Raw genomic sequence first — 23,447 nt, 5'->3', positions numbered from 1 at the left:
TTGGTGCAAATGAGTTCTATTCAATCTTTACGCGCACCACTGTCGGCGAAACTATGCCGATGTGTCAACATTTTGGGCGGGTTTCCGCGTTTATCTTTGTGGGCGTTTTCCTTGACAATCGGACAGGGTGACATCGTCGAGACGTTTGATTTTGCGCGACATCTCGGGCTTTTCCGCGCTGATGGCCTTCTCATCCGTATGCACTGCTGCGATATTGCGATCGCATGGCGCGCTCTGGCGCGGTGCATTTGATCTCGGATTTGGATTCTTCATGTTTTTTGATCATCTCGTCGTCGGAGCCACGATGCTTGAAGCCGCACGGACACATGTTGAAGAGGCGCTGGGTGTCAAGATGCAGCCGGGCGGGTCTCATGCGGTGTTTCAGACCCATAACGCCCTGATGGGGCTTGAGGACGGCATCTACCTTGAAGCCATTGCACCCAATCCGGAGGTCTCGCCACCGAAGAGGCCGCGCTGGTACGATCTGGACCGTTTCGAAGGCCAAGCGCGGCTGTCGAACTGGGCGTGTTCCGTGTCGGACATGGACCGCGCGCTCAATAACATGCCCAGCGGTGCCGGAACGCCCGTCGCCGTCCGTCGCGGTGACTTGGCGTGGCGCATGGCGGTGTCGGAGGAGGGGACGACCCCTTTCGACAACCTGTGGCCGGCGCTGATCGAGTGGCCCGCTGGCGTTCACCCGGCAACGCAGCTTGAACCGACAGGCATTCGTCTGCGCCGCCTAACGCTCTCACACCCGGACGGAGACGCTCTTGCAGCCGCGCTTGCGCCGCACCTGTCAGATGACCGCGTGTCGGTCGAGGTTGGAGCGGTCGGCATGTGCGCCGAGTTTGACACACCACATGGGCCACGTGTCCTATGATCCGCAACGCCGCGCGCGACGATGCAGCATGGATCGCGGACATCTGGAATGCGGTGATCACGCACACGCAGATTACCTTCACGACAGCGCCCAAGTCGTTGACCGATATTGAAAAAATGATCGAATGCCAGGCTGTTCTGGTTCTGCAGGATCGGGGTGGGTTTGCGACCTATGGCCCGTTCCGGAGCGGCCCGGGTTATGCGGCGACGGTCGAACATACCATTCTGTTGGCCGATGGTGCGCGTGGGCGCGGTCACGGCAGGGCACTTCTGACCGCGCTTGAAGCGCGCGCAGCGGCGGAAGGGCATCACATCATGGTGGCAGGGATCAGCGGCACCAATGACGCGGCCATCGCGTTCCACTCTGCCATGGGGTTCTCGAGGGTCGGCCATATGCCGGAGGTGGGGCGAAAGGGCGGCGTGTGGCTTGATCTGGTCCTCATGCAAAAACGGCTGGGTGCGACGGCAAGCGCCGACGCCAAGCCCCGAGATACGGTATAGGGTCGACACATGTCCCTTTGGGCCCGCATATCCGACGCACTTGCTGCCTTGACCGCCGGCGAAAGCCTGACGGATGTTTTCGACAAGCTGCGTGCGCCACCGGAACGCAGCGTGGCCTTTGCCATTGCGGTGATCGCACTCGGGGCCAAGATGGCCAAGGCGGATGGCCAGGTGACGCGCGACGAGGTCACCGCCTTTCGCGAGGTGTTTCACATCGCGGCCAAGGACGAAGCCGGGGCGGCGAAGGTGTTCAACCTCGCCCGGCAGGATGTCGCCGGGTTCGCGGACTATGCCACCCGCATCCACGCCATGTTCGCAAGCCAGCCCGAAACCCTGACCGATCTGATTGAGGGGCTGTTTCACATCGCCATGGCAGACGGGTTCTATCACCCCAACGAGGACGCATTTCTCGAGGAGGTGGCGCACATTTTCGACATCTCCGACGCCGATTTTCGGGCCTTGCGCGCACGGTTTGTACCTGACGCGACGCCTGATCCCTATTCGGTTCTTGGCGTCGATGCGGGGTTGGAACTGAACGACATCCGCACGGCCTGGCGCAAGCTGGTGCGCGAAAACCACCCCGACGCAATGATGGCGCGCGGTGTCCCGGAGGAGGCCGTGCGCCTTGCTGAGAAGCGGATGATCGACATCAATCGTGCCTGGGAAGAGATCTTGAGCACCCGAAGCTGATGCGGATTGCCACCTACAATGTCGAATGGATGAACAGCCTCTTCGATGATGACGGGGCGTTGTTGAATGACGACCAATGGTCTTCGCGCCATGACGTGACGCGGGCCGCGCAAATCGACGCGCTTCGCACCGTGTTCCGTGCGCTCGATGCCGACGCGATCATGGTGATCGAAGCACCCGACACCAGCCGCGGCCGCGACACGGTGCGCGCGCTGGAAACCTTTGCCCGCCATGCCGATCTGCGTGCACGGCAGGCAGTGATCGGCTTCTCGAACGACACGCAGCAAGAAATCGCGCTGCTCTATGACCCGGATGTGCTGGTGGTCACCCACGCGCCGCAAGTCCATGCAGGCGCGCCACGCTTTGACGGCAGTTTCCGGATCGACCTCGATATCGATGCCACCGAAGACGAGGTGGTGTTTTCCAAACCCCCGTTGGAGTTGCTTGTCGAAAGCGAAAGTGGCGCCATGCTCAGGATGATCGGCGCGCATCTGAAATCCAAGGCGCCGCACGGTGCCCGCGACCGGGACGAGGTGATGCGCATCTCAATCGCCAACCGGCGCAAGCAATTGGCCCAGGCAATCTGGCTGCGTGCGCGGGTCGATGCCATTCTGGCGGATGCGGAGCCCTTGATAGTCTTGGGCGATCTGAACGACGGTCCAGGGCTCGATGAATACGAGCATCTTTTCGGGCGCTCGTCGGTCGAGATTATCATGGGGGCAGGCGACACCGCATTGTCCGACCCGCATGCGAGACAGGCGTTGCAACGCCGCCTTGGGGCGACCCCGACCACCGCGCGGTTCTGGATACGGCCCGAACAGCGTTTTCTGCAGGCCTTGCTGGACTACGTGATGATCTCACCGGATCTGGCGGCGCGGTCACCCACGTGGCGCATCTGGCACCCGCTTGATGATCCCAAATGCTGGTCCGACCCCGCGCTTCGCGATGCCTTGGTCACCGCATCGGATCATTTCCCGGTGAGCTTGGATATCGTGCTATGATCCCCATATGTTTGGCATGAAACCGATTGTTGCTGCAGCTTGCATGGCGATCCTTGCCGGTTCAGCCATCGCGCAAGAGACCGAGGACGAGCGCGGGTTGTCGCTGATGGAACGCGGGGCGCAGATGCTCATGGAAGGGCTGATGCGCGAAATGGAGCCCGCGATGGACGATTTGCAGGGCCTGGCCGAAGAGTTTGGTCCCGCCATGCGCGATTTCGCGACGCAGATGGGACCAGCCTTGCGTGGTCTTCTGGAAGAGGTCGAGGACTGGAGCGTCTACCATCCGCCCGAAAAACTGGAAAATGGGGACATAATCATTCGTCGCAAGACCCCGGAAGAACTGCAGAAGACGCCCGATACGGACACCGAGATCGAAATCTAGCGGCGGCGCTTTTTCACCGTCACCTTCGCCTCGAGCGAGTTGGCAAGCGAGTTCAACCGCGCCTCGGCCACCTCACCAAAGAGCGGCATGGCGTCGGGCGACAGATGCAGTTCCAGTTCGCGTTTCTTCGGAAACCAGCGGAATTCGCCACGCTCGGCATCTTTTTCCATCCACAGCATGGCCCCGAAGCGCATCGCCTTTCCCAGGATTTCGGCGTCGCGCTGGGTTTTGTCGTCGATCAGGTCGTACAGACCCTCGAAATGCGTGCCTTCGCGCTTGTTCGTATAGCGGTGCAGCAACGCAAGCCCCAGGAAGACACGTTCTGCGTGCTTCAATCCGCCCAGATTGGCGCGCGTTGCATTGTCGAAACAGACCTCGGCCCGGTAATCCGGATGCGCGCGCCAGCTGACGTCGTGCAGCAGGCACGCCGCCTTGATCAAACGTTTGCGCTGCTCAGGCGCGGATTTGAAGATCGGTTCGATGAATTGGTAGAGCAGCTTGCCGAACCCGGGCATCCGCGCGTCTTTCGCCTCGGCAAAGCGGCAGGCTTCGATCAGGGGGTCACGGTCGCGCAGGCGCTGTGGCATCTGTTCGTAGAGCATCCCCTCCCGGATGCCGTAGCTTGAGACGGCGATGTCCTTTGGGCGAAAAGTCTTGACCAGGCGCCACAGGACTTCTGCGGCCAGCGGAACAAGAGCCATCCGGGCCGAGGAGATACCGCATTCGCCACGCAAGGCCTCGTGATCCTCATGCTCGCGAATGAATTTTGCGGTGCGTTGCACGGACTGTGGTGTCATCCGGTATTCATGCAGGACGTGCAGGGGATAGCCGCGGCGGTGCATGTCGACGCGCGCAATGGCCCGCCATGACCCGCCGACAAGGAACAGCCGGTCGCGCTGCGCTCCCATTTCCTCGTGAAGCTGCGCCATCACGTCCTTGATATGCGCGCGTCGCCCTTTCTTGCCGCCCCTGACGGTTTGCAGCTTGAGCGGACCAAGGTCCGACGTGACGCGCCGGCCCACCTCGCCGTCCGAAATCTCGGCCAGTTCCATGGAGGACCCGCCGATGTCGCAGACCAGGCCATAGGAGCCAGGCCAACCCAGCAGCACGCCTTGGGCGGACAGGCGGGCCTCTTCCCGACCGTCGATGACCCGGACGTTCAGGCCCGTTTCGCGCAACACATCCGAGCGGAATTCGAGCCCGTCGCTTGCATCACGTACTGCGGCGGTGGCAACGACAGACAAGTCCGACAGGCCCATTCCTTCGGCGAGACGCTGAAAGCGGGTCAGCGCATTGAGGGCGCGCACACGCCCCTCGGGGCTCAAGTGACCTGTGTCGGACACGCCTGCGCCAAGGGCGCACATGATTTTCTCGTTGTAGAAATATGCAGGCGAGCGTGCCGCACCATCAAAGACAACCAATCGGACCGAGTTCGATCCCACATCGACCACGCCTACGCGCGAGAGCGCTCGTGCCGACGGATCTTCGAACAAGGGTTTGCCAAATAGGCTGCTGTCGCCCGTCTGTGGCGAAACAGATACGTTCATGGGGCCCCCGCGATGCGCACTTGCACCCTTTGATGGACCAGCCTTCCGCGCCGGTCAATGATGCTGTCGGTCGGGTGGCTCTGTTTCGGCGTGCGCCGAAAGGCGCCCACCCGCCGACCCATCCGTCGCGCCTAGGCCTCGGTATGCGTCAGTTTCGGTACATCTGCCGCCCCGGCGGAACCGCGCCCGGACAGCGACGGGTTTTCCATGAAGAAGCGGTGGCAATTGAAGGCAAATGTGCCTTCCGCCAGATGGGGCCGGGAAAAGGAGCCTTCGGGCGACATCACCCAACTTTGCGCCACGTCGGCGAGGTTTGCGGCCATCACCTGGCTCACGATCTGCGCCTTGACCGTGTTGTTCTCGATCTCGACCAGCGTTTCGACCCGCCGGTTCAGGTTACGCCCCATCCAATCGGCGGAAGAGATGAACACGCGTGCCTTTTTCGAGGGCAGTCCATGCCCGTTACCGAAACAGACGATGCGGCTGTGTTCCAGAAACCGTCCGACGATGGACTTGACCCGGATGTTGTCCGACAGCCCCTCGATGCCCGGCCGCAGCCCGCAGATGCCACGGATCACGAGACTGATCTTCACCCCGGCCTGGCTGGCGTCATAAAGCGCGTCAATCACCTCGCTGTCGATCAATGAGTTCATCTTGGCCCAGATTTCGGCCGGTTTGCCTGCACGCGCGTAGTCAGCTTCTGCCGCGATCATATCGAGCAGGCGGGGCTTCAGCGTGGTCGGCGAGATGGCGAGATTGTCGAGCCCCTCGGGCGGCGCATAGCCCGACAGGTAGTTAAAAACCTTGGTCGCATCCCGCCCCAGCTTGGCATCGCAGGTGAACAGAGAAAGGTCGGTATAGATGCGCGCGGTGATGGGGTGGTAGTTGCCGGTCCCATAGTGCGTGTAGGTCACCAGGTCCTTGCCCTCACGCCGCACCACCGTGCTGATCTTGGCGTGGGTCTTTAGATCCATAAAGCCATAGACCACATGCGCGCCCGCCCGTTCCAGCCGCCGCGATTGGCGGATGTTGGCAGCCTCGTCAAAGCGGGCCTTGAGCTCGACCAGCGCCGTGACGGACTTGCCATCCTCGGCCGCTTCGCACAGCGCTTCGACGATGGGCGAGTTCTTGGACGTCCGATAGAGCGTCTGCTTGATCGCCACCACGTTCGGATCGCGGGCCGCCTGCTGGAGGAAACGCACCACCATGTCGAACGTCTCGTAAGGATGGTGCAGCAGCATGTCCTTCTGCCGGATCGCGGCCAGCATGTCGCCGTCGAAATCCGTTACCCGTTCGGGCACACGCGGGGTGAAGGAGGGCCAGAGCAGATCGGGGCGCGCATCGAGAACCAATTCGCCCAGATCGGCCATGCCCAACATGCCGTCCATCTCGATCACCTCGGCATCGCTGACGCCCAGTTCTTCCATGATCACGGCCTTCAGGGCTTTGGGTGCGCCGGCAGAGTGGGTCAGGCGGACAACCTCGCCCCGGCGGCGGCGCTTCAGGGCCACCTCGAACTCGCGCACGAGGTCTTCGGCCTCTTCTTCGACCTCGAGATCGCTGTCGCGCAACACCCGGAACCCGAAATGGGACTTCAGCTTGTAGCCCGGAAACAGGCTGGGAATGTGAAGGACCAGCAGTTCCTCGAGCGGCAGGAAACGGTGACCAGGACCGGGCAGGGCGATGAAGCGGTCGATCTGGCCTGGGATCGGCAGCAGGGCCTGAAGCGAGCGCTTGTCCTTGCTACGCTCAAGCTGCAGTGCCAGCGCGTACCCGGTGTTCGGGATAAACGGAAAGGGGTGTGCGGGGTCGATGGCCAGCGGGGACAGGACGGCAAATACGCGGTTCAGGAACACATCGGCCAGATGTGCGGTATCGTCGTCTGTAAGATCCTTCGCGGTCAGGACGCTTATACCTTCTGCCTCCATCTCGGCCTTCAATGCCGACAGAACCTCGGTCTGGCGCTGGATCAGTTGACGGGCGTTCTCGTCGATCAGGACCAGTTGTTCGGCCGGCGTCAGCCCGTCTGCGGCCGGAGTCGTGTTGCCTGCGATTGCCAATTCGCGCAGACCCGCCACGCGGACCGTGTAAAATTCGTCGAGGTTGCCCGCGCTGATCGACAGGAAACGGAGCCGCTCCAGCAGCGGCACGCGCGGGTTCTCGGCCTCTTCCAGCACCCGCCAGTTGAAACCCAGCCAGCTCAGTTCGCGATTGAAAAACCGCCCCGGACCACTGGTGTCCAGATCGGGAAGTGGCTTGGGCTCGGGAAATTCCGAGCCGAGAAAGTCAGCATTGGTCATGCGCGGCTTATGTCGACGGGGTGTAAAGGTTGAGTGACACTTATCCGCCGGATCACCGGGGATTGTCCAGACATGCCGCTGCAAGTGCCCGTGTGATTGGCTTTTTCTGCGCAAGGCTGCGCGCATCTATGGCAGCGACGACCGTGCGGGCGGCGGCAAAGCTGCGTTCCATATGGGTGACGAGATAGGGGATGACATCTGGGCGAGGGGTGAGTTGCCGGTCGGCAAAGAGTTTGGCGAGAACCGCAGCCAGCAGGCTGTCATCGGGCGCATCAAGCGCCGCATGGCCAGCGGCATCCACCCGGCTTTGCAGGTCGGGCAGGCTCAGCCGCCAGAGATTGGGCGCGTGCTCTCCTGTCATCAGAAGCGGATGGCCCGCCGCCTGCAGCGCGTTGTGGATGTGAAAGAGTGCGGTCTGACATTCGATGTTCTGTGCGATGCGGTCGACATCCTCGACCGCGAGCGGACCGTCGAAAAGCGCTTCGGGCGCAGCCGCATCAAGCGCATCCGCTGCAATGATCTGGGCACCGCTTTCTGCGGCCCAGACATGGGCAAGATGGGTTTTGCCGGATCCCGCGGGGCCTGTCAGCACCAACTTGCCCAGCGGCCAGGACCGCCAGCCGTCCACCATCGACAGCGCAACGGCATTGGACGGCGCGACAAGAAAGTCGTCCCGCCCCAGTGCGACGCGCACCGGAAGATCAAAACCAAGCTGTTGAGCCATGATCAGTCCTCGGTCTCGACCGTGGCTTCAGGCGCGGGCGCCTCTGCCTGTGTGTGGCCGGATGTACCGGTGTAAAGTCTGCTGCTCTGATATTGATCGATAACGAAGCGGACAAGCACGCCGAGCGCGGCGGCCATGGGCACAGCCACCAACATACCGACAAATCCAAAAAGCGCGCCAAAGACCGACAGGGCCAGGATCAGCCACACCGGATGCAGACCCACGCTGTTGCCAACGAGTTTCGGCGTCAGGAAATTGCCCTCAGCAATCTGGCCGATCTGAAACACGACGGCGACCGCCACGATCCACCACCATTCGCCCCAGAACTGGAACAGGGCGAGCCCCACCGCAAGCAACCCGCCCACAATGGCGCCCACATAGGGAATGAAGGTCAAAAGTCCGGCGACAAAGCCCACGACCAGCCCGAACTGCAAGCCGATCAACATGAGCGCAATGGCGTAGTACGCCCCGAGGATCAGGCAAACGGTGCCCATGCCGCGGATGAACCCGGCGAGTGTCGCGTCGACCTCTCCGGCGAGGCGCCGGATCACCGGCGCATGATCGCGCGGCAAAAGCTCATCCACACGGGCAATCATGCGGTCCCAGTCCAGCAGCAGGTAAACACCGACCACAGGCACGATGACAAAGAGCACCACAATGTTGATCAGGCTGGCCGCTGACGTCAGAGCGGTTTCCAGCAGTTGCCCGCCACGTTCCGAGATGGTCTGGCCCAGCGAGTTGATTGATTGGCGCACTGTTGAGCCTTCATCGAGCAGGCTGGGGAAGCGTTCGGTCAGGAACGCACTCAGATCGCGGGCAAATTGCGGTGTGGCACCGAACAGCTGAACCGCCTGTTCCACCAGCGTCGGAATGACCAGCAATGCGACGATCACGAAGATAATGATGGCGCTGATCGTGATGATCCCCGTCGCCACGCCCCGGCTGCACCCATGCGCCTCGAGCCAGTCGGCGACCGGGTCAAGAAAGTAGGCAATGGCGGCGCCGAGAAAGAAAGGTAGCAACTGGTCGCCCAGCAGATAGAGCAGCAGAAAGAAGATCGCTGCCGCGACCCCCCAATACTTGAACTGTTTACGGACGGGCAGGGCCATGAGCATTCCATCGTTGCATTGCACCTAGAGATGCGGGGTTTTGGCCGTGGCTTCAAGGGGCTTGGTGTCACGCCTGACCCAAAGGCGCGCTGACGCGCACTGCATTTGTTTGGGGGCATCGCCATTGTCTCTCGGACCAATGGCGTTCCAATGGCAATCCCCGTCGCTGCCGCGACTCCCCGGGATTTTTTCAAAACAGAGAAGGGGACATTGCGGGCGTTTGGGCTTTGTCCTAATCAGGGCGAAATGTTCTGAGGGAGCGCGATCATGCGTTTGAGCCGTTATTTTCTGCCCGTGCTGAAGGAGAACCCGAGCGAGGCGCAGATTGTGAGCCACCGTCTGATGCTGCGCGCAGGCATGATCAAGCAGGCAAGCGCCGGCATCTATTCCTGGTTGCCGCTGGGCTTCAAGGTGCTGCGCAAGCTGGAAAATATCGTACATGAGGAACAGGTGCGCGCGGGCCATATCCCGATGCTGATGCCCACGCTGCAATCGGCGGACCTCTGGCGCGAAAGCGGGCGCTATGACGACTACGGCCAGGAAATGCTGCGCATCAAGGACCGGCACGATCGCGACATGCTCTATGGCCCCACGAACGAAGAGCTCATCACCGACATCTTCCGCGCCCACGTGGGCAGCTACAAGGACCTGCCGCTGACCCTTTACCACATCCAGTGGAAGTTCCGGGACGAGATCCGCCCGCGCTTTGGCGTGATGCGGGGCCGCGAGTTCTTTATGAAAGACGGGTACAATTTCGACCTGACCAAGGAAGACGCGTTGCACGCCTACAACCGTCATCTTGTCAGCTATCTGCGGACATATGAACGCATGGGGCTCCAGGCCATTCCGATGCGTGCCGACGGTGGGCCGATTGGAGGTGACTACACCCATGAATTCCTTGTGCTAGCCGAAACGGGCGAGAGCGAGGTGTTCTATGACAGCGCCGTCACCGATCTGACCTTTGGGGATCGGGATATCGACTATGATAGCGTCGAGGAGTGCCAGGCGGTTCTGGAAGAATTCACTTCCAAATACGCCCGCACGGACGAAACCCATGACGAGGCGCTGTTCAACGACATCCCCGAAGACCGCCGCCGCGTCGCACGTGGCATCGAGGTCGGACAGATCTTCTATTTCGGGACCAAGTATTCCGAAGCGATGAACGCCGTTGTCCAGGGTCCGGATGGCAAGCAAGTGCCTGTGCACATGGGATCGCACGGGATCGGCGTCAGCCGCCTAATGGGAGCGATCATCGAAGCGAGCCACGATGACAAGGGCATCATCTGGCCCGAGGGGGTCACGCCCTATCACTGCGGGATCGTGAACCTGAAACAAGGCGACGAAGAAGCGGACGCCGCGTGTGATGCGCTCTATGCCAGCCTGACGGCGCTCGGGCTCGAGCCGCTCTATGATGACCGGAACGAGCGGGCAGGGGGCAAGTTTGCCACCATGGACCTGATTGGCCTGCCCTGGCGCATCACCGTCGGCCCGCGCGGGCTCAAGAACGGCGTGGTCGAACTGACCTCGCGCCGGACGGGCGAAAGCGAAGAACTGCCGCCCGAGGCAGCGGTGCAGAAAGTGGCGGAGATCTACGCGGGGTTGTGATAACCTGATGGCAATGCAGGCGTTTCTCAGATGGGTGACCTGCGCGGCCCTCGTATCCGCGCCGACTTTACCGCACGCGGGCGAAGAACCCTCGGCGATGCATCAGGCTTTGGAAAGCGCCTTCGTCGACTGGCTGGGGTCCAACGGCACCACTGGTCTGATCGGCGCGAGTGTCCGGGATACGAACGGCAGCTGGCAAACCCACCGCCACATTACGCGCGCCGACACAGGTGCAACGGTCGCAGATCTGGCGAGCGTGTCGAAGTCGATCACCGCCGTCTGCATGATGGACCTTGTGGACGACGGCCTTGCCGATTGGTCCAACCCGCTGCACAACTTCGTCGAACCCGCGCCTGACGTCACCTTGGGCGAGCTGGTCACGCACACCTCCGGCATCGGTCCGGACGTCACCCAGATCGCGATGCTGGGCTGGTTGGGCCAGACGGCCGGTGACAGCGGCCATTTCAGCCGCCAAGTGCTCGACCTCGTCAACGCACGGGGAGAGCTGGGCGGCACGCGAGGCCAGTACAACTACAACAATGAAAACTACGCGATCCTCGGGCTCGCGATCGAAACCATCACGGGCCAGCCGTTCTTTGAGGCCTGCGCAGAGCGACTGGAGCTGCCAGCCAGCATTCAGCCCGGCCCCGAAAGCGGCGTGTTCCAGCCCTGGGGCGGCCTCGCGTCGGACGTGGATGGTTACCTGCAGTTCATGCAGACGCACTTTGGAGAGGGCAGCCGGATTGCATCTGACCCCTTTGCCCTGCCGCATGTCGCCTTGGGCGGAGGAGCCTACTACGGCATGGGCATGGTGTTCCGCCCCTTCCGCGACAGCTACAACTTCTGGCACTTCGGCGCGCTCTGTTTTCCCAATCGACTGCGCACCGGCAGCTTTGCGGTGATCTGGGAGGGCAAGGTCGGTGTCCTTGCGATGTATGACGAATGCATCGACGAGGGGGCAATGGGCGATCTGGATGCGACGCTGAGCGCTGCGGTGTTCGGAGACCGACCATGATCCTGCGCGCCGCCGTGCTGGCCGGTGGTGTCATCGGCGGCGCAATGGCCTCGCAATTCCCCGAGTTTTCCCAGCAATACCAGCAGCGGCTTGGCGGCGCCGTCGACGCGCTGGCCGAAGTGGTGGCCGATTTCGACGCCTCGGCCCAAGCGGCGGGCCTCACCCGCGAAAGCGCACTGGCCGAGATGCAGGGCACTGCGTTTCTCGACCGCCGCCGGTCCGACATGGTGCGCACCTTTGCCCGCTATGACCGGCTCAGCGCCGATCTGGTTGCGCTCGAAACAGCCGGGCCCTTCATGCGTGCCTACCATGCGGCACATTCCACCGATACTGAGGTTGCAAGCGCCGCGCTGAGCGCGTTCAAGCCTGCCGTGCCCCTCACATTGGCCGGTGCGATTTTTGCTCTCGCGGGGTTTCTGGTGGGCGCTGCGGCGATCTCCGCGGTTCTCAAACTCCTGCTCTGGCCTTTCGCTGGACGGCGACAGACCGCGCGCGGGACTTGACCTCGGCCCCTGACCTGGCCACATCTCCCAAAGCCCGAGCAGGAGCCGTAAATGGCCAGACAGACAGCCCCCTTTGCCCCGTTTGAGTGGATGATCGCATGGCGCTACCTGCGTGCCCGCCGGGCCGAAGGCGGGGTCAGCACCATGACCTGGATCAGCCTGATCGGCATTACGCTCGCCGTCTTTGCCCTGATTGCCACGCTGGCCGTGCGCTCTGGCTTCCGGGCAGAATTCGTGGACACGATCCTCGGCGCCAACGCCCACGTGACCGTCTACAACATCGGCGAAGTGACCGAGACGGGGCGCATCAACCGCACAATTTCCGACTACGACGCACTCGCCGCGTCACTGGCCGAAGTTCCAGGCGTTGTCCGCACCGCGCCGCTGGTGCGGGGGCAGGTCATGGCCAACCTGCGCAGCCGCAACGCGGGCGTGCAGGTCTTTGGTATGAGCGCTGAAAACCTCGCCGGACTGCCCCGCATCGCGGACCCGGAGACATCGCAGGGTGATATCGCACGCTTTGAGCAGGGCGTCGCCATTGGCTCGGGCGTCGCACAGGAGCTTGGCGCGCAAGTGGGCGATCGGATCAAGCTGATTTCGCCCAACGGCGTGCGCACCGCCCTTGGCACCAGCCCGCGCATCAACGCCTACGAGGTAACCTATATCTTCTCTGCCGGGCGCTATGACATCGACCGCGTCCGCGTCTACCTGCCGCTGGCCGAAGCACAAAGCTTCTTCAACCGCGAGGGCGTCGTGGACGAGATCGAGGTGATGGTGGATGAACCGGAATCCATCGACCAATACCTGCCCGGCCTTCTGCAAAACGCAGGTGAACGGGGTCAAGTCTGGACATGGAAAGACGCCTCTGGCGGCTTCCTCCGCGCGCTCGAGGTCGAGGACAATATCATGTTCATCATCCTGTCCATCCTCGTACTGGTCGCAGCCATGAACATCGTCTCGGGCCTGATCATGTTGGTCAAGAACAAGGGGCGCGACATCGGCATCCTGCGCACCATGGGTCTGACCGAAGGGTCTGTGCTGCGTGTCTTCTTCATCTGCGGATCGTTCACCGGGATCATCGGCACGGCGATGGGAGTGATCCTTGGATGCCTCTTTGCGATCTACATCGACCCGCTCTTTGCACTGGTAAACCAGATCATGGGCGGTGGCGTGTGGGATCCGTCCATTCGCGGCATCTACGCGCTGCCAGCCGAGTTGCACCTGCGCGATGTGCTCAGCGCCGTCGCTCTGTCGCTTGGCCTGTCCTTCATTGTCACGATCTTCCCCGCGCGCCGCGCCGCCCGCATGAACCCGGTGGAGGCCTTGCGCTATGAGTGATGCGGTCCTGTCGCTTTCGGGTATCACCAAGTCCTACAACAAGGGGCTGCCGGGGCAGGTCGATGTGCTGCGGGGCGTCGATCTTCAGGTGCAGCGGGGCGAGGTCGTGGCTCTCGTCGCCCCCTCGGGCGCGGGCAAGTCCACACTCCTGCACATCGCCGGGCTGCTCGACACGCCTGATGCCGGGACAGTCACGTTGCACGGCCAGAACCTGACCGACCAATCCGACCGCCGCCGCACGCTTGCCCGCAGGGCGGAGGTCGGGTTCATCTACCAATTCCACCACCTGCTGCCCGAGTTTTCGGCCCTCGAAAACATCGCGCTGCCGCAATTGGCTGCGGGCACGTCGCGTGCCGATGCGGATGCGCGGGCATTGGAACTACTTGAAAAGGTCGGCGTCGGCCATCGCGCGACCCACCGACCTGCCGAACTGTCAGGGGGCGAACAGCAGCGCGTCGCCTTTTGCCGCGCTCTTGCCAATGGCCCGGCGTTGCTCCTTGCGGATGAGCCCACGGGCAACCTCGACCCGGCCACGTCGGATCAGGTCTTTGACGCACTGATGGGCCTCGTGCGCGACACCGGGCTGTCGGCGCTGATCGCCACGCACAATCTCGATCTAGCCCAACGCATGGACCGCACTGTCAGGTTGGATACGGGCCTACTTGTCACCGGAACAGCAGCGCCCGCTTGACGGCTGCAGTTCGGTTTGCTCTGTCTGGACCCCGCAGTATGGGCTGCTGGGGACAGAACAAACATGACGGCAATCACTCAGGCCGAAATTGAACGCACCGTGCAGGCAGCGCTGATGGCGCATGGGGCAGGGGCCTTTCCCGCGGCCGAGGTCGCGCGCGCCGTCGCGCAGGCCGAAGCACTTGGGAACCGCATCTGCGGCCTCTATTACCTCGAAAGCTACTGCCAGCAGCTACAGACGGGCCGGGTCCAAGGGGACGTCGTGCCTGTGGTAAGCGCCCCACGGCCCGCGACGGTGTATGTTGACGCGCTGATGGGGTTTGCACAGCCTGCCTTTGCCTATGGGCTGGCCCCCGCTCTCGACGCCGCACGCCAATACGGCATCGCCAGCCTCGCCGTAGGTCACGCGCACACCTGCACGGCGCTGGGTTACTTCACAGAACAGATCGCACGCGCGGGCGTCATCGGGCTTGGCATGACCAACGCATCGCCCATCGTGGCACCGCCCGGCGGCAAGACAAGGATGATCGGCACCAACCCCATCGCGTTCTCCGTCCCCGATGGTCACGGCGGGCTCGCCATGCAGTTCGACCAATCCACCACGACCGTGGCTTTGGGCAAGATCACCATGGCCAAGGCAGCCGGGCAATCGATCCCCGAAGGCTGGGCCGTGGATGCTGACGGCAACCCCACAACCGACCCCGAAGCGGCGCTGGCCGGATCGCTGGTCTCCACAGGTGGGCCCAAGGGCTGGGGCTTTGGCCTCATGGCCGAGCTTCTGACCGCAGGCCTGACAGGCGGCGTGCTCAGCCGCGATGTCAAACCGCTCAAGGCGCCGGAGGGGCCGCCGCACGACCTTGGCCAATACTACATCCTGATCGACCCCAGCGCGTCGGGCGCGTTCATGGACCGGCTGGAGCAGTTCCAAAACTACCTCTCCGAAGACCCCGCAGGCCGGATGCCGGGCCAGTTGCGCAACCCCGCGGACCCGGTGGAGGTCGACCCCGCAGCCTGGGCACAGGCCTTGGCGCTTGCGGGCAGGGACAGCTAGGCCAACTGCGTCAGCCACACCCCGGCCGCCATCAAGGCGATCCCGCCCATCCGCGTCGCGCTCAAAACGGTGGCCTGCGCACCGAACAGGCCGAAATGGTCAATCGCCGCGGCCGAGATCAACTGACCGAGCAGCACGAAGAACACGGCATTGCCCACCCCGAAATGCGGCGCGATGTAAGTGATGCTGAGGACGTAGAAGGCGATCAGCACGCCCGCCAACAGCAGATGCTTGGGGGCAGCGGCTACCTTGGACAACCCCTGCGCCCCCGTCAGGACAAAGACGGTGGCCGCCGTGCCAAAGGCGATGATGAACAGGATCGTGGCCGCAGCAGCCGGGCTGCCCAAACGGGTGCCAAGGGCGGCGTTCAACGCGGCAAGGATCGGGATGCCGATCCCGGCCAAAAGCATGATCAGGGCATATTGGGCCATGGAACTCCTCCGGGTGGTGATGGCTCAGCCGCAGATGCCCTTCACCTGCACCCCGTCCCAGGGCAGCAGCACATCGTTCTGACGGGACTGAGGGAGGGGGGACACGGGCATCGACTGTGAAATCAGAGCGTGCAGGCGCTTGGTCCGGTCCCCCTGCGGGTCAAGGGCACGGCAGCACACGAACTCTTCCACGATCGAGCCCTGCTGCTCGAACCCGAAATCCAGAAAGCGGCGGCTGCCCGACACGTCGAACAGATAGGGATCATCGCTAAACCGATGCTCACGGGCGGCGCGCAGCGGCGAATATCCCGTCACCTCCCGGTTCTGCCACTGCCAAACATGGGTCAGCTCATGGGCGAGCAGCATGGCCGCGATCAGGTTGATCTCACCCGGATAGTCCGGAACATAGTCGTCCAGATACCAGTCCTTGTCGAACAGTACAGTCTGCCACAGGGCCACGGCCGCCGGTTTGGCGGTGACGATGTCGGTGGTGGGCGGCGGCAGGATGCGCTCGCGACAGGTCGTGCGGGGGCGCGCCTTGCGCTTGAAAGTCACGGCGCGCGTGGGTGCGCCATCCACCAGCCGCACACGCGCATGGTTCAGTTGATCGCCATGAATGGTGCTGGCAAAGGCCCGCTCGGCATCCGTCAGGGGACGGCCGCAACCGGCCAGAAGCATCAGGATCAGAAGGGCACGCAGGATCATGGTCGCAGTAGGGGCCAGATCGGGCCGGGGATCAAGACAGGAAACCGCAGATGGGCGCACGAAGCCGTCGCATCTCCGTGATCAGAGGTGATGAAAGCGGGGGTGTTTGTGTCAAAGGGGCGTCCCCACGTCTTTATCATCATCGCGGAAACACCTTCCGCGGAACGCACCGCAGGCCACCACTCACGGGTTCCCGGCCTGCCTGGAAAGGAGAAGATGAGATGGCAAAAGTCATTGTGCCGACCCTGTTCGGCTTCGCCAGCCTGATGAGCCTGTGGGCCATCGTCGGCGTCACGATCTGATGGGTTTCGCCCCCGGTTGTCTGGACGTCCCGGGGGCGACGCGCGCGGCGGAGGGTCGTTTCGTTTGTCCCCCCTTAACGAGTGTGTCCCCCGCCGCCTTCGACATGCCCCGAAGATGCCCCGGTTTGGTAAATCGTCGTTAACGAGTGAAGGGGCATATGGAAGCAACACCGGCCATGTTGGTCCGGTTGGCTTAGCGAGTACCGGCGGAGGCGAAAGCCTCCGCTGTTTTCCAGCGTACGGCGAAGCCGTGCGCGTCGCCCGGCAGCGTATCAAGCGCCAGCTCGCTGGCGCGTAACTTGGCAGCACATCGCAGCGCGATGTGTGAGAAAGCACGGAGTGATGCGCGAGAGGGTTCGTTTCAATTCTCGCCACACAAAGCACCAATCCCGTCTGATCTGCGCACCTAGGGCGGAATCAAGCCGCAGGCGCCGTCCCATCCAAGCGTACGGCAAAGCCGTGCGCGTCGCCCGGCAGGCGATTTTGCAGAAGCAAAATCTGCCGAGAGGGGCCGGGCCGATCTACGCACCCAGGGCGGAATCAAGCCGCAGGCGCCGCCCCATCGCCGGGTCAGCGGCTTTGCCGCGTCATTCGGCAGCGTATCGCAAAGCGATGCGCGAGAGAAACGCCCCCCGGCACGGCGATATGGTTGATGATAGCGCGTCGTTCAGATCGAAGATGTGCTTGGCCGCCATAAAGCGTTGCTGCGGAGAGGTTGGTTCGCCGCACCGCGTCCCGTCGATGGGCGTATCCTAAAAACATGTAATTCGCTTGCGGATAACTCAAAAATACCAAATCAATATAGTATGGGTTTCTGGAATAATTTATATGATTGGCCGGGCTATGATTTCTGGGGTGTCTTGCTGGCTCTTGTCGGCTTTGCAGCATCCATTTCGTTTGCACGCTCGGCAAGTAGCAAAGCGTCTGCTGCAAAGTCAGCAGCATTGGAAGCAAAACGTAATCTAGTATTGGTCGACACGGTCGGACAGTTGAGAACCACGGAACAGATATTAACAGAGCTAAGGTTACGATTGGACCAGCCTCAATGGCAACTTATCAGTGAGAAATGTGGACTCATCCGGTCAAGTCTGGCGTCCATCCTTCGCGGCCAAACTATCCGCCTTCCTGATGCTGTGAAGGAAGATTTGCTTTCAATCCAAGGTCAGATAACGAACTTGCAAGAGGAGGCTGACAAGGCTGCACACACTGACGCACCGGTAAACATAGTCAAAGCCAAAAGGGCATTGGCAGGGTGTTTGGAGACTGTTTCTGGGGCAATCCGTGAGCTTTCTGAGTCAGAGGAGATGTAAAAAATATGAGCCCAAATAACAAATGGACAAAGCTGACCCGACTCCTTCTTTCACGGACGGAGTCAGGAAAAATGAGTTGGAAACCGACCTCAACTGTAAGTGAATATCAGGCTGTAATTGACGATTTCGTCGTCGAGATCGAAGGTTTCGATGACCACGTTGAAGTGCGGCTTCGCGATGTAACCGGTACAACTATCGATCAGTTTTCTGATGGCGATTTAGTTGAAGAGTTCTACCAAGACTCATGGAAGAAGACACTTCTTGCATTTGTCTCCAAGCTGGACCGAAAAGCCTCGGGCGCGGATCAGGCCTTGGATGAGCTTATCAGCAAACTGGATGATGACGAAATACCATTCTAAACATCCAACTCCTCCACAAACCGCGCGTTCTCCTGGATGTACTGAAACCGCATCTCAGGCTTCTTGCCCATCAAACGCTCGACCAGATCGCCGGTCTCGCCCGGTTCATCCTCGTCGATCGACACGCGGATCAGTTTGCGTGTCTCGGGGTTCATGGTGGTGTCTTTCAGGTCCTTCGCGTCCATCTCGCCCAGACCCTTGAAGCGCGACACGTCGATCTTGCCCTTGCCGCCCAGACCACGCTCCATCAGATCGTTCTTCTCGGCCTCATCAAGGCAGTAGACACGGCGCGCACCTTGCGTCAGCCGGAACAGCGGCGGGCAGGCCAGGTACAGGTGCCCCGCATCGATCATGGGCCGCATCTGGGTGTAGAAAAAGGTCATCAACAGCGCCGCGATATGCGCGCCGTCCACGTCGGCGTCGGTCATGATGATGACCTTGTCATAGCGCAGATCATCCAGGTTGAACTTCGCCCCCAGCCCCACGCCAAGTGCCTGCGTCAGATCGGAAATCTCGGCGTTCGACCCCAGCTTGGACGAGGCCGCGCCCAGCACGTTCAGGATCTTGCCGCGCAGGGGCAACAGCGCTTGCGTCTTGCGGTCCCGCGCCATCTTGGCTGAGCCACCCGCGCTGTCGCCCTCGACAATGAACAGCTCGGTCCCGTCGCGCGACGTCGCCGAACAATCCACCAGCTTGCCTGGCAGCCGCAGTTTCTTTGTGGCCGACTTGCGCGCGGTTTCCTTCTCCTGCCGACGGCGCAGTCGCTCCTCGGCCCGCAGCACCAGAAAATCAAGGATCGCACCCGCCGACTTCGTGTCCGCCGCCAGCCAGTTGTCAAAGTGGTCGCGGACGGAATTCTCGACCATCCGCTGGGCCTCGACCGTGGCGAGCCGGTCCTTGGTCTGGCCCACGAACTCAGGCTCACGGATAAAGCAGGACACCAGCGCACCGGCCCCGGTGGTCAGATCCTCGCGCGTGATGGTGCCCGCCTTCTTGTTGTTGACCAACTCGCCATAGGCCTTGATCCCCTTCAGGATCGCCGCCCAGAATCCGGCCTCATGCGTGCCGCCCTCGGGCGTGGGCACGGTGTTACAGTAGCTCTGGATGAACCCGTCGCGCGACGGCGTCCAGTTGATCGCCCACTCGACCTTGCCCGGCACCTGGAACTTCTCGAACGACACCGACCCGGCAAAGGGGGCGTCGGCATAGGTGGTCGCCCCGCCCAGCGCCTCGGTCAGGTAATCGGACAGACCGCCGGGAAAGTGGAACGTCGCCTCGCGCGGCGTCTCGCCGTCGTCGATGCCGGATTTCCAGCGGATTTCCACGCCCGAGAACAGATAGGCCTTCGACCGCGCCATCTTGAACAGGCGGGCGGGCTTCAGCTTGAGCGACCCAAAGATCTCCGCATCGGGGTGAAAGGTGACGGCTGTTCCCCGCCGGTTAGGGGCCGCGCCCACCTTCTCTAGCTTGCTCTGCGGCACACCACGGGCAAACTCCATGGCATAAAGCTCTCGGTTCCGCGCCACCTCGACCCGCAGATGGTCGGACAGGGCGTTCACCACCGAAGAACCAACGCCGTGCAGACCACCCGACGTCTCATAACTGTCGCCCGAAAACTTGCCACCCGCGTTCAGCGTGCAGAAGATGATCTCTAGCGCCGATTTCGACGGATCCTTCGGGTGCGGATCGGTTGGGATGCCGCGGCCATTGTCGCGCACCGACACATGGCCGTTCTCGTGCAGCTCCACCTCGATCCACGTGGCATGACCGGCAACTGCCTCGTCCATCGAGTTGTCGATGATCTCGGCCACCATGTGGTGCAGCGCGCGGTCATCCTTGCCCCCGATATACATGCCGGGGCGCAGGCGCACGTGCTCCATATCCTCCAACACCTGGATCGAAGATGCGTCATATTCCGAAGACTTGGGTGTCCCGCTCAGAAGGTCGGTCATGGCAGCTGCTCTTTGTTGGTTGGCAGCCACTATGCCAGACCGGATCAGACGGGGGAAGAGTGATCAGGCAGGCCAGTGGGTGCCCAGATGGCCTGCTGCCTGTTGCGCGGTCACCATCTCCTGATACCGGTCCATCTGGTGATCAAAGCGCAGGAACCTGCGCTCCCCTTCACCGGCATGGACCTCGCCCAGATGCTGGAAGCTCCCGGGCAGGTCACAGACCTTGTCGTCATTGCGGTTCAGGCACAGGCATTTCGAGGCTGGCGCCGGTTGCACGATCCCGCGCGTCACCCGCGGTGCGGCAAAGGCGATGCCGGGAACATCATGTGTGCGCACAAGGATCTGCGTGGCCGCCGCCCCCAGCGAATGGCCGATGATATATTTCGGACGGTAGCGTTTCACCTGCATCCAGTCGGCAATCACCTTGGCATGGCGCATGAACCCCTGATGCCAGATCACATCGTGCGCCCCCCACTTGTCGGTCAACTCGTCGTTCAACCGGTACTTCTTGCCGCCAAAGTTCAGGACCCGCAGGTTGAACTTCACGTAATCCCCGACCGAGTTCGAGCCCGGGATCAGCAGGATGTTCTGCTTCAGGAACACCGCCTGCACGTGGTTCTTGTCCAGCTTGTCCTTCACGCTCGCATCCAGTGATGTGCGGGGCGGGCGGCGTTTGAACAGAAGGTAAGAGGCTTCGACCATCTGGGCCGCGCGTGCAATGTCGTATCTATGGGTCACTGAAATCGTCCGTCGCTGCAAAATATGCACACGACTATGACGCGAACGGATGCGTCTGTGAAGCCTGTTGGCTAGCCCAGCCACTCCCGTACGATCCGGGCAACCTCATCCGGTTTCTGATGCAGCAGCCAGTGATCTGCGCCATCCACATGGGCGCGGGTCAGGTCGGGGGCAAACTCCTCCAGACCCTCGGTCGACACCGGCAGCAGGGCCGTGTCGCCTTCGGCCCAGATCAGCAGGTGCGGACATCTCACCTTCAACCGGTCCAGCGGCAGATCGGGCATGTCCACCGGCGCACCGGGGTCCGCCACCATCAGCGGAGAGGCGCGGTACCAGTGGATCATCCCCTTCAGCCCGGATTCGCGCCAAACAGCCTTGTAGGCGTCCAACCGGTCGCCATGCAGCCACGACATGTCCATCTTGGCTGAAAACAGCTGCAACAGCTTGTCGAAATCGTCCGCGGCCAGCGCGTCTTCCGATCCGGGACTGCGCAGGAAGTTGATGTATTGCGACGCTTCCGACTGCGCACCTCCGGCTGCCATGGCCCGTTGAAACGGCACGGGATGCACACCGTTGGCAATGATCAGGTGCGACACGAGCTCAGGGCAGAACATCGCAAGGCCATAGGCCACCGAAGCCCCCCAATCGTGGCCCATGACAATGACCGGACCCTGATCGCCGATCAGGGCCGCCATATCGCCGACCAGCTTGGACGTGGCATAGGCGCCAACGTCACCCGGGGCATAACTCGCCCCGTATCCACGCTGATCCGGTGCAATGCAGTAAAACTGGTCGGACAGCCGTGTCGCAACCTCGTCCCACGCGCCACCATATTCGGGAAAGCCGTGCAGCATCAGGATCATCGGCAGCGACGGATCGCCCCAACTGCGGACCGTGAACTCGTGCCCGCCCAATGCGCGGGTCGTCACCTGCATCACTGACCCTTGGGCAGGGTCTCGAACCGCAGACCTTTGGCCGTACGCGGGGCAAAGCCCTTCCAGTAGGTATGGTCCTCGGTCGGCTCGCCCGCATCATCGACGGCTACGATCCCGTCAGCGGCGTTGGGCACCAGCTCAAGGTACTCCGCCTTCTCGGCATCCTCCTTCAGGTGCAATGCGAAAAAGGCGGTCGCGAAATGCTGCGCGATGTTGTTCATGCGCGTCGTGTCCCACACTGCGTCGGCGTAGTGATCAAACGGGGCGAACTCCAGACCTTCGACCGGCTCCCAGCTTTCGATGGGCGCGGGCATGGGCGCAGCGGCGTTGTGATTGGCATAGTCAAAGGTCAGCAAATGCCGATCCGTGCCCTCGGCACCCGCGAAAAAGGCGCGCATCGCATCATAGACCGACACGTCGTCATCGCTGCCGGCCATGAACAGCGTCGGAATACGCAGATCGGCAACGCCGCTTGCGTCCCAGAACCCTGCATTGTTGCCCCAGGGGCCGATGGCGACAATCGCCTTGACCCGTGAATCCATCAAGGCCTCGTGGCTCTCGGACTGTTCCAGATGGGTCTCCAACAAACCGTTTGGCGCGCCCCAGCTGAACTCTGTCGAGGCTTGAGTCACACCCGCCCCTCCAAAGATCAGGGCGCCATAGCCGCCCATGGAGTACCCGATGACACCGGTATTCTCGGCGTCGATGATATCGCCAATAGGGCCGTCGAGACCCGCCATGTGATCAAGGACAAAGGCCTGATCGAGCGGACGGTTGTAAAGGGTGGAGCCAAAGGCCGCCTGATCGGAATACAGGCTGTCCGTGTGGTCGATGGACACGGTGACGTAACCCTTCGAGGCCAGGTTCTCACCCAAATGGCTCATCAGGTAGCGGTTGCCGGGATAGCCGTGGCTGATGATGACCAACGGATAGCGGGTGCCGCTTGCCGGGGTTGCATCACGGGCGGCTCGACCGGTCAACGTGACTTCTGTTGCACCGTCACGCAGCATCGCGGTGTATGAGCCACCCTGTTCGGTGCCTTCCGCCGCCGGATACCAGACTTCCAGCGTCAGGGGGCGGTCGTATCTTGGGATGACACCCTCGTCGACATTCAGCACATCGACACTGTCCGGGATCGTCACCTCGAGGGTTTGCACACCGATGGGCAACGGGCCGTAAGGTGCAAGTTCAGGGGCATCAGGCCGGATCTGGTCAATCGGATTGCCTGCAACGCCACCAGCCGCAAGAGTTGTGGCAAGGGCCAAAGCAGGGGTGCGAAGCGCAGTCATCAAGAAATCCTTTGGCAAATTCAACCTGTGGTAACACGTTCGTAAACGATAACGCCACTGTGACAGAGCTATTTCCGAGTGCAAGCAGTGT

At 62.0% G+C, this 23,447-nt stretch carries 24 protein-coding genes; 14 read left to right on the top strand and 10 right to left on the bottom strand.

The genetic code is table 11. The features are described from left to right. The first annotated feature begins 271 nt into the window (after positions 1 to 271). From KJP29_RS08025 to KJP29_RS08005, 5 genes are read left to right on the top strand one after another with little or no spacing between them, the layout of a single operon-like run. Positions 272 to 880: a VOC family protein gene (locus tag KJP29_RS08025; protein ID WP_218464879.1), complete on the top strand. Its 609-nt coding sequence runs from the start codon at positions 272 to 274 to the stop codon at positions 878 to 880. After that, positions 877 to 1,380, top strand: coding sequence for a GNAT family N-acetyltransferase (locus tag KJP29_RS08020; protein WP_218463072.1), 504 nt, complete (start codon positions 877 to 879; stop codon positions 1,378 to 1,380). The genes KJP29_RS08025 and KJP29_RS08020 overlap by 4 nt, the downstream gene beginning before the upstream one ends. 9 nt (positions 1,381 to 1,389) lie before the next feature. Continuing rightward, entirely contained in the window at positions 1,390 to 2,070 is a 681-nt protein-coding gene (locus KJP29_RS08015; protein WP_218463071.1) for a molecular chaperone DjiA, read from the top strand. Further along, positions 2,070 to 3,071 carry an endonuclease/exonuclease/phosphatase family protein gene (locus KJP29_RS08010; RefSeq protein ID WP_218463070.1) on the top strand — a complete coding sequence of 334 codons (1,002 nt, stop codon included), beginning with the start codon at positions 2,070 to 2,072 and terminating at the stop codon, positions 3,069 to 3,071. The genes KJP29_RS08015 and KJP29_RS08010 overlap by 1 nt, the downstream gene beginning before the upstream one ends. Positions 3,072 to 3,087: 16 nt before the next feature. Further along, positions 3,088 to 3,453 (top strand): hypothetical protein, encoded by a 366-nt coding sequence (locus KJP29_RS08005; RefSeq protein ID WP_218463069.1) that lies wholly within the window; start codon positions 3,088 to 3,090, stop codon positions 3,451 to 3,453. Here the strand turns inward: KJP29_RS08005 and KJP29_RS08000 are convergent. From KJP29_RS08000 to KJP29_RS07985, 4 genes are all read right to left on the bottom strand, one after another. Beyond that, entirely contained in the window at positions 3,450 to 5,000 is a 1,551-nt protein-coding gene (locus KJP29_RS08000) for a Ppx/GppA family phosphatase (RefSeq protein ID WP_218463068.1), read from the bottom strand. The two genes, KJP29_RS08005 and KJP29_RS08000, sit on opposite strands and share 4 nt — an antisense overlap. 131 nt (positions 5,001 to 5,131) lie before the next feature. Continuing rightward, complete coding sequence (locus KJP29_RS07995) at positions 5,132 to 7,300, bottom strand: RNA degradosome polyphosphate kinase (protein ID WP_218463067.1); 2,169 nt, start codon at positions 7,298 to 7,300, stop codon at positions 5,132 to 5,134. Positions 7,301 to 7,352: 52 nt separating this feature from the next. After that, positions 7,353 to 8,024 carry a DnaA ATPase domain-containing protein gene (locus tag KJP29_RS07990; protein ID WP_218463066.1) on the bottom strand — a complete coding sequence of 224 codons (672 nt, stop codon included), beginning with the start codon at positions 8,022 to 8,024 and terminating at the stop codon, positions 7,353 to 7,355. Between the two features lie 2 nt (positions 8,025 to 8,026). Continuing rightward, positions 8,027 to 9,133, bottom strand: a complete 1,107-nt coding sequence (locus KJP29_RS07985) for an AI-2E family transporter (RefSeq protein WP_218463065.1) — start codon at positions 9,131 to 9,133, stop codon at positions 8,027 to 8,029. Positions 9,134 to 9,400: 267 nt separating this feature from the next. On the opposite strand from KJP29_RS07985, the gene proS reads away from it, so the two are divergent. From proS to KJP29_RS07955, 6 genes are all read left to right on the top strand, one after another. Further along, positions 9,401 to 10,738, top strand: a complete 1,338-nt coding sequence (proS, locus tag KJP29_RS07980) for a proline--tRNA ligase (protein ID WP_218463064.1) — start codon at positions 9,401 to 9,403, stop codon at positions 10,736 to 10,738. A 7-nt stretch (positions 10,739 to 10,745) separates the two neighbouring features. Further along, entirely contained in the window at positions 10,746 to 11,753 is a 1,008-nt protein-coding gene (locus KJP29_RS07975) for a serine hydrolase (protein WP_218463063.1), read from the top strand. After that, complete coding sequence (locus KJP29_RS07970; RefSeq protein ID WP_218463062.1) at positions 11,750 to 12,256, top strand: DUF2937 family protein; 507 nt, start codon at positions 11,750 to 11,752, stop codon at positions 12,254 to 12,256. Before KJP29_RS07975 ends, KJP29_RS07970 begins: the two co-directional genes overlap by 4 nt. A gap of 51 nt (positions 12,257 to 12,307) precedes the next feature. After that, positions 12,308 to 13,594, top strand: coding sequence for a lipoprotein-releasing ABC transporter permease subunit (locus KJP29_RS07965; protein WP_218463061.1), 1,287 nt, complete (start codon positions 12,308 to 12,310; stop codon positions 13,592 to 13,594). Beyond that, positions 13,587 to 14,285 carry an ABC transporter ATP-binding protein gene (locus KJP29_RS07960; RefSeq protein ID WP_218463060.1) on the top strand — a complete coding sequence of 233 codons (699 nt, stop codon included), beginning with the start codon at positions 13,587 to 13,589 and terminating at the stop codon, positions 14,283 to 14,285. Before KJP29_RS07965 ends, KJP29_RS07960 begins: the two co-directional genes overlap by 8 nt. Before the next feature lie 63 nt (positions 14,286 to 14,348). After that, the gene (locus KJP29_RS07955; protein WP_218463059.1) at positions 14,349 to 15,335 is read left to right on the top strand and encodes an Ldh family oxidoreductase; all 987 of its coding nucleotides are present in this window, start codon (positions 14,349 to 14,351) and stop codon (positions 15,333 to 15,335) included. Here KJP29_RS07955 and KJP29_RS07950 read toward each other — a convergent pair. After that, positions 15,332 to 15,766, bottom strand: a complete 435-nt coding sequence (locus KJP29_RS07950) for a DMT family transporter (RefSeq protein ID WP_218463058.1) — start codon at positions 15,764 to 15,766, stop codon at positions 15,332 to 15,334. The genes KJP29_RS07955 and KJP29_RS07950 overlap by 4 nt on opposite strands. Positions 15,767 to 15,790: 24 nt before the next feature. Next, positions 15,791 to 16,471 carry a hypothetical protein gene (locus KJP29_RS07945; RefSeq protein WP_255553508.1) on the bottom strand — a complete coding sequence of 227 codons (681 nt, stop codon included), beginning with the start codon at positions 16,469 to 16,471 and terminating at the stop codon, positions 15,791 to 15,793. 50 nt (positions 16,472 to 16,521) lie between these two features. On the opposite strand from KJP29_RS07945, the gene KJP29_RS07940 reads away from it, so the two are divergent. The 3 genes from KJP29_RS07940 to KJP29_RS07930 all read left to right on the top strand — a co-directional run bounded on the left by KJP29_RS07940 (position 16,522) and on the right by KJP29_RS07930 (position 18,442). Next, on the top strand, positions 16,522 to 16,773 hold the full coding sequence (locus tag KJP29_RS07940) for a hypothetical protein (protein ID WP_218463057.1): 252 nt from the start codon (positions 16,522 to 16,524) through the stop codon (positions 16,771 to 16,773). A gap of 680 nt (positions 16,774 to 17,453) precedes the next feature. Continuing rightward, a complete protein-coding gene (locus tag KJP29_RS07935) occupies positions 17,454 to 18,083 on the top strand; it encodes a hypothetical protein (RefSeq protein WP_218463056.1) in 630 nt (209 codons plus the stop codon). A gap of 71 nt (positions 18,084 to 18,154) precedes the next feature. Next, on the top strand, positions 18,155 to 18,442 hold the full coding sequence (locus KJP29_RS07930; protein WP_218463055.1) for a hypothetical protein: 288 nt from the start codon (positions 18,155 to 18,157) through the stop codon (positions 18,440 to 18,442). Here the strand turns inward: KJP29_RS07930 and parE are convergent. The 4 genes from parE to KJP29_RS07910 all read right to left on the bottom strand — a co-directional run bounded on the left by parE (position 18,439) and on the right by KJP29_RS07910 (position 23,356). Next, positions 18,439 to 20,394 (bottom strand): DNA topoisomerase IV subunit B, encoded by a 1,956-nt coding sequence (parE, locus tag KJP29_RS07925; RefSeq protein ID WP_218463054.1) that lies wholly within the window; start codon positions 20,392 to 20,394, stop codon positions 18,439 to 18,441. The two genes, KJP29_RS07930 and parE, sit on opposite strands and share 4 nt — an antisense overlap. 63 nt (positions 20,395 to 20,457) lie before the next feature. Then, on the bottom strand, positions 20,458 to 21,132 hold the full coding sequence (locus KJP29_RS07920; protein ID WP_218463053.1) for a lipase family protein: 675 nt from the start codon (positions 21,130 to 21,132) through the stop codon (positions 20,458 to 20,460). A gap of 71 nt (positions 21,133 to 21,203) precedes the next feature. Continuing rightward, on the bottom strand, positions 21,204 to 22,067 hold the full coding sequence (locus tag KJP29_RS07915) for an alpha/beta fold hydrolase (protein ID WP_218463052.1): 864 nt from the start codon (positions 22,065 to 22,067) through the stop codon (positions 21,204 to 21,206). Continuing rightward, positions 22,067 to 23,356, bottom strand: coding sequence for a dienelactone hydrolase (locus KJP29_RS07910; protein WP_218463051.1), 1,290 nt, complete (start codon positions 23,354 to 23,356; stop codon positions 22,067 to 22,069). Before KJP29_RS07910 ends, KJP29_RS07915 begins: the two co-directional genes overlap by 1 nt. Between the last annotated feature and the right edge of the window lie 91 nt (positions 23,357 to 23,447).

The organism is Maritimibacter sp. DP1N21-5 (assembly GCF_019218295.1).
Lineage (GTDB): Bacteria > Pseudomonadota > Alphaproteobacteria > Rhodobacterales > Rhodobacteraceae > Maritimibacter.
This window is presented reverse-complemented; position numbering and strand designations above follow the sequence as displayed.

Bases quoted from the DNA above. Each gene is read 5' to 3' on its own strand.
- KJP29_RS08025 (WP_218464879.1), top strand. From the start codon at position 272: ATGTTTTTTGATCATCTCGTCGTCGGAGCCACGATGCTTGAAGCCGCA.
- KJP29_RS08020 (WP_218463072.1), top strand. From the start codon at position 877: ATGATCCGCAACGCCGCGCGCGACGATGCAGCATGGATCGCGGACATC.
- KJP29_RS08015 (WP_218463071.1), top strand. From the start codon at position 1,390: ATGTCCCTTTGGGCCCGCATATCCGACGCACTTGCTGCCTTGACCGCC.
- KJP29_RS08010 (WP_218463070.1), top strand. From the start codon at position 2,070: ATGCGGATTGCCACCTACAATGTCGAATGGATGAACAGCCTCTTCGAT.
- KJP29_RS08005 (WP_218463069.1), top strand. From the start codon at position 3,088: ATGAAACCGATTGTTGCTGCAGCTTGCATGGCGATCCTTGCCGGTTCA.
- KJP29_RS08000 (WP_218463068.1), bottom strand. From the start codon at position 5,000: ATGAACGTATCTGTTTCGCCACAGACGGGCGACAGCAGCCTATTTGGC.
- KJP29_RS07995 (WP_218463067.1), bottom strand. From the start codon at position 7,300: ATGACCAATGCTGACTTTCTCGGCTCGGAATTTCCCGAGCCCAAGCCA.
- KJP29_RS07990 (WP_218463066.1), bottom strand. From the start codon at position 8,024: ATGGCTCAACAGCTTGGTTTTGATCTTCCGGTGCGCGTCGCACTGGGG.
- KJP29_RS07985 (WP_218463065.1), bottom strand. From the start codon at position 9,133: ATGGCCCTGCCCGTCCGTAAACAGTTCAAGTATTGGGGGGTCGCGGCA.
- proS (WP_218463064.1), top strand. From the start codon at position 9,401: ATGCGTTTGAGCCGTTATTTTCTGCCCGTGCTGAAGGAGAACCCGAGC.
- KJP29_RS07975 (WP_218463063.1), top strand. From the start codon at position 10,746: ATGGCAATGCAGGCGTTTCTCAGATGGGTGACCTGCGCGGCCCTCGTA.
- KJP29_RS07970 (WP_218463062.1), top strand. From the start codon at position 11,750: ATGATCCTGCGCGCCGCCGTGCTGGCCGGTGGTGTCATCGGCGGCGCA.
- KJP29_RS07965 (WP_218463061.1), top strand. From the start codon at position 12,308: ATGGCCAGACAGACAGCCCCCTTTGCCCCGTTTGAGTGGATGATCGCA.
- KJP29_RS07960 (WP_218463060.1), top strand. From the start codon at position 13,587: ATGAGTGATGCGGTCCTGTCGCTTTCGGGTATCACCAAGTCCTACAAC.
- KJP29_RS07955 (WP_218463059.1), top strand. From the start codon at position 14,349: ATGACGGCAATCACTCAGGCCGAAATTGAACGCACCGTGCAGGCAGCG.
- KJP29_RS07950 (WP_218463058.1), bottom strand. From the start codon at position 15,766: ATGGCCCAATATGCCCTGATCATGCTTTTGGCCGGGATCGGCATCCCG.
- KJP29_RS07945 (WP_255553508.1), bottom strand. From the start codon at position 16,471: ATGATCCTGCGTGCCCTTCTGATCCTGATGCTTCTGGCCGGTTGCGGC.
- KJP29_RS07940 (WP_218463057.1), top strand. From the start codon at position 16,522: ATGGGCGCACGAAGCCGTCGCATCTCCGTGATCAGAGGTGATGAAAGC.
- KJP29_RS07930 (WP_218463055.1), top strand. From the start codon at position 18,155: ATGAGTTGGAAACCGACCTCAACTGTAAGTGAATATCAGGCTGTAATT.
- parE (WP_218463054.1), bottom strand. From the start codon at position 20,394: ATGACCGACCTTCTGAGCGGGACACCCAAGTCTTCGGAATATGACGCA.
- KJP29_RS07915 (WP_218463052.1), bottom strand. From the start codon at position 22,067: ATGCAGGTGACGACCCGCGCATTGGGCGGGCACGAGTTCACGGTCCGC.
- KJP29_RS07910 (WP_218463051.1), bottom strand. From the start codon at position 23,356: ATGACTGCGCTTCGCACCCCTGCTTTGGCCCTTGCCACAACTCTTGCG.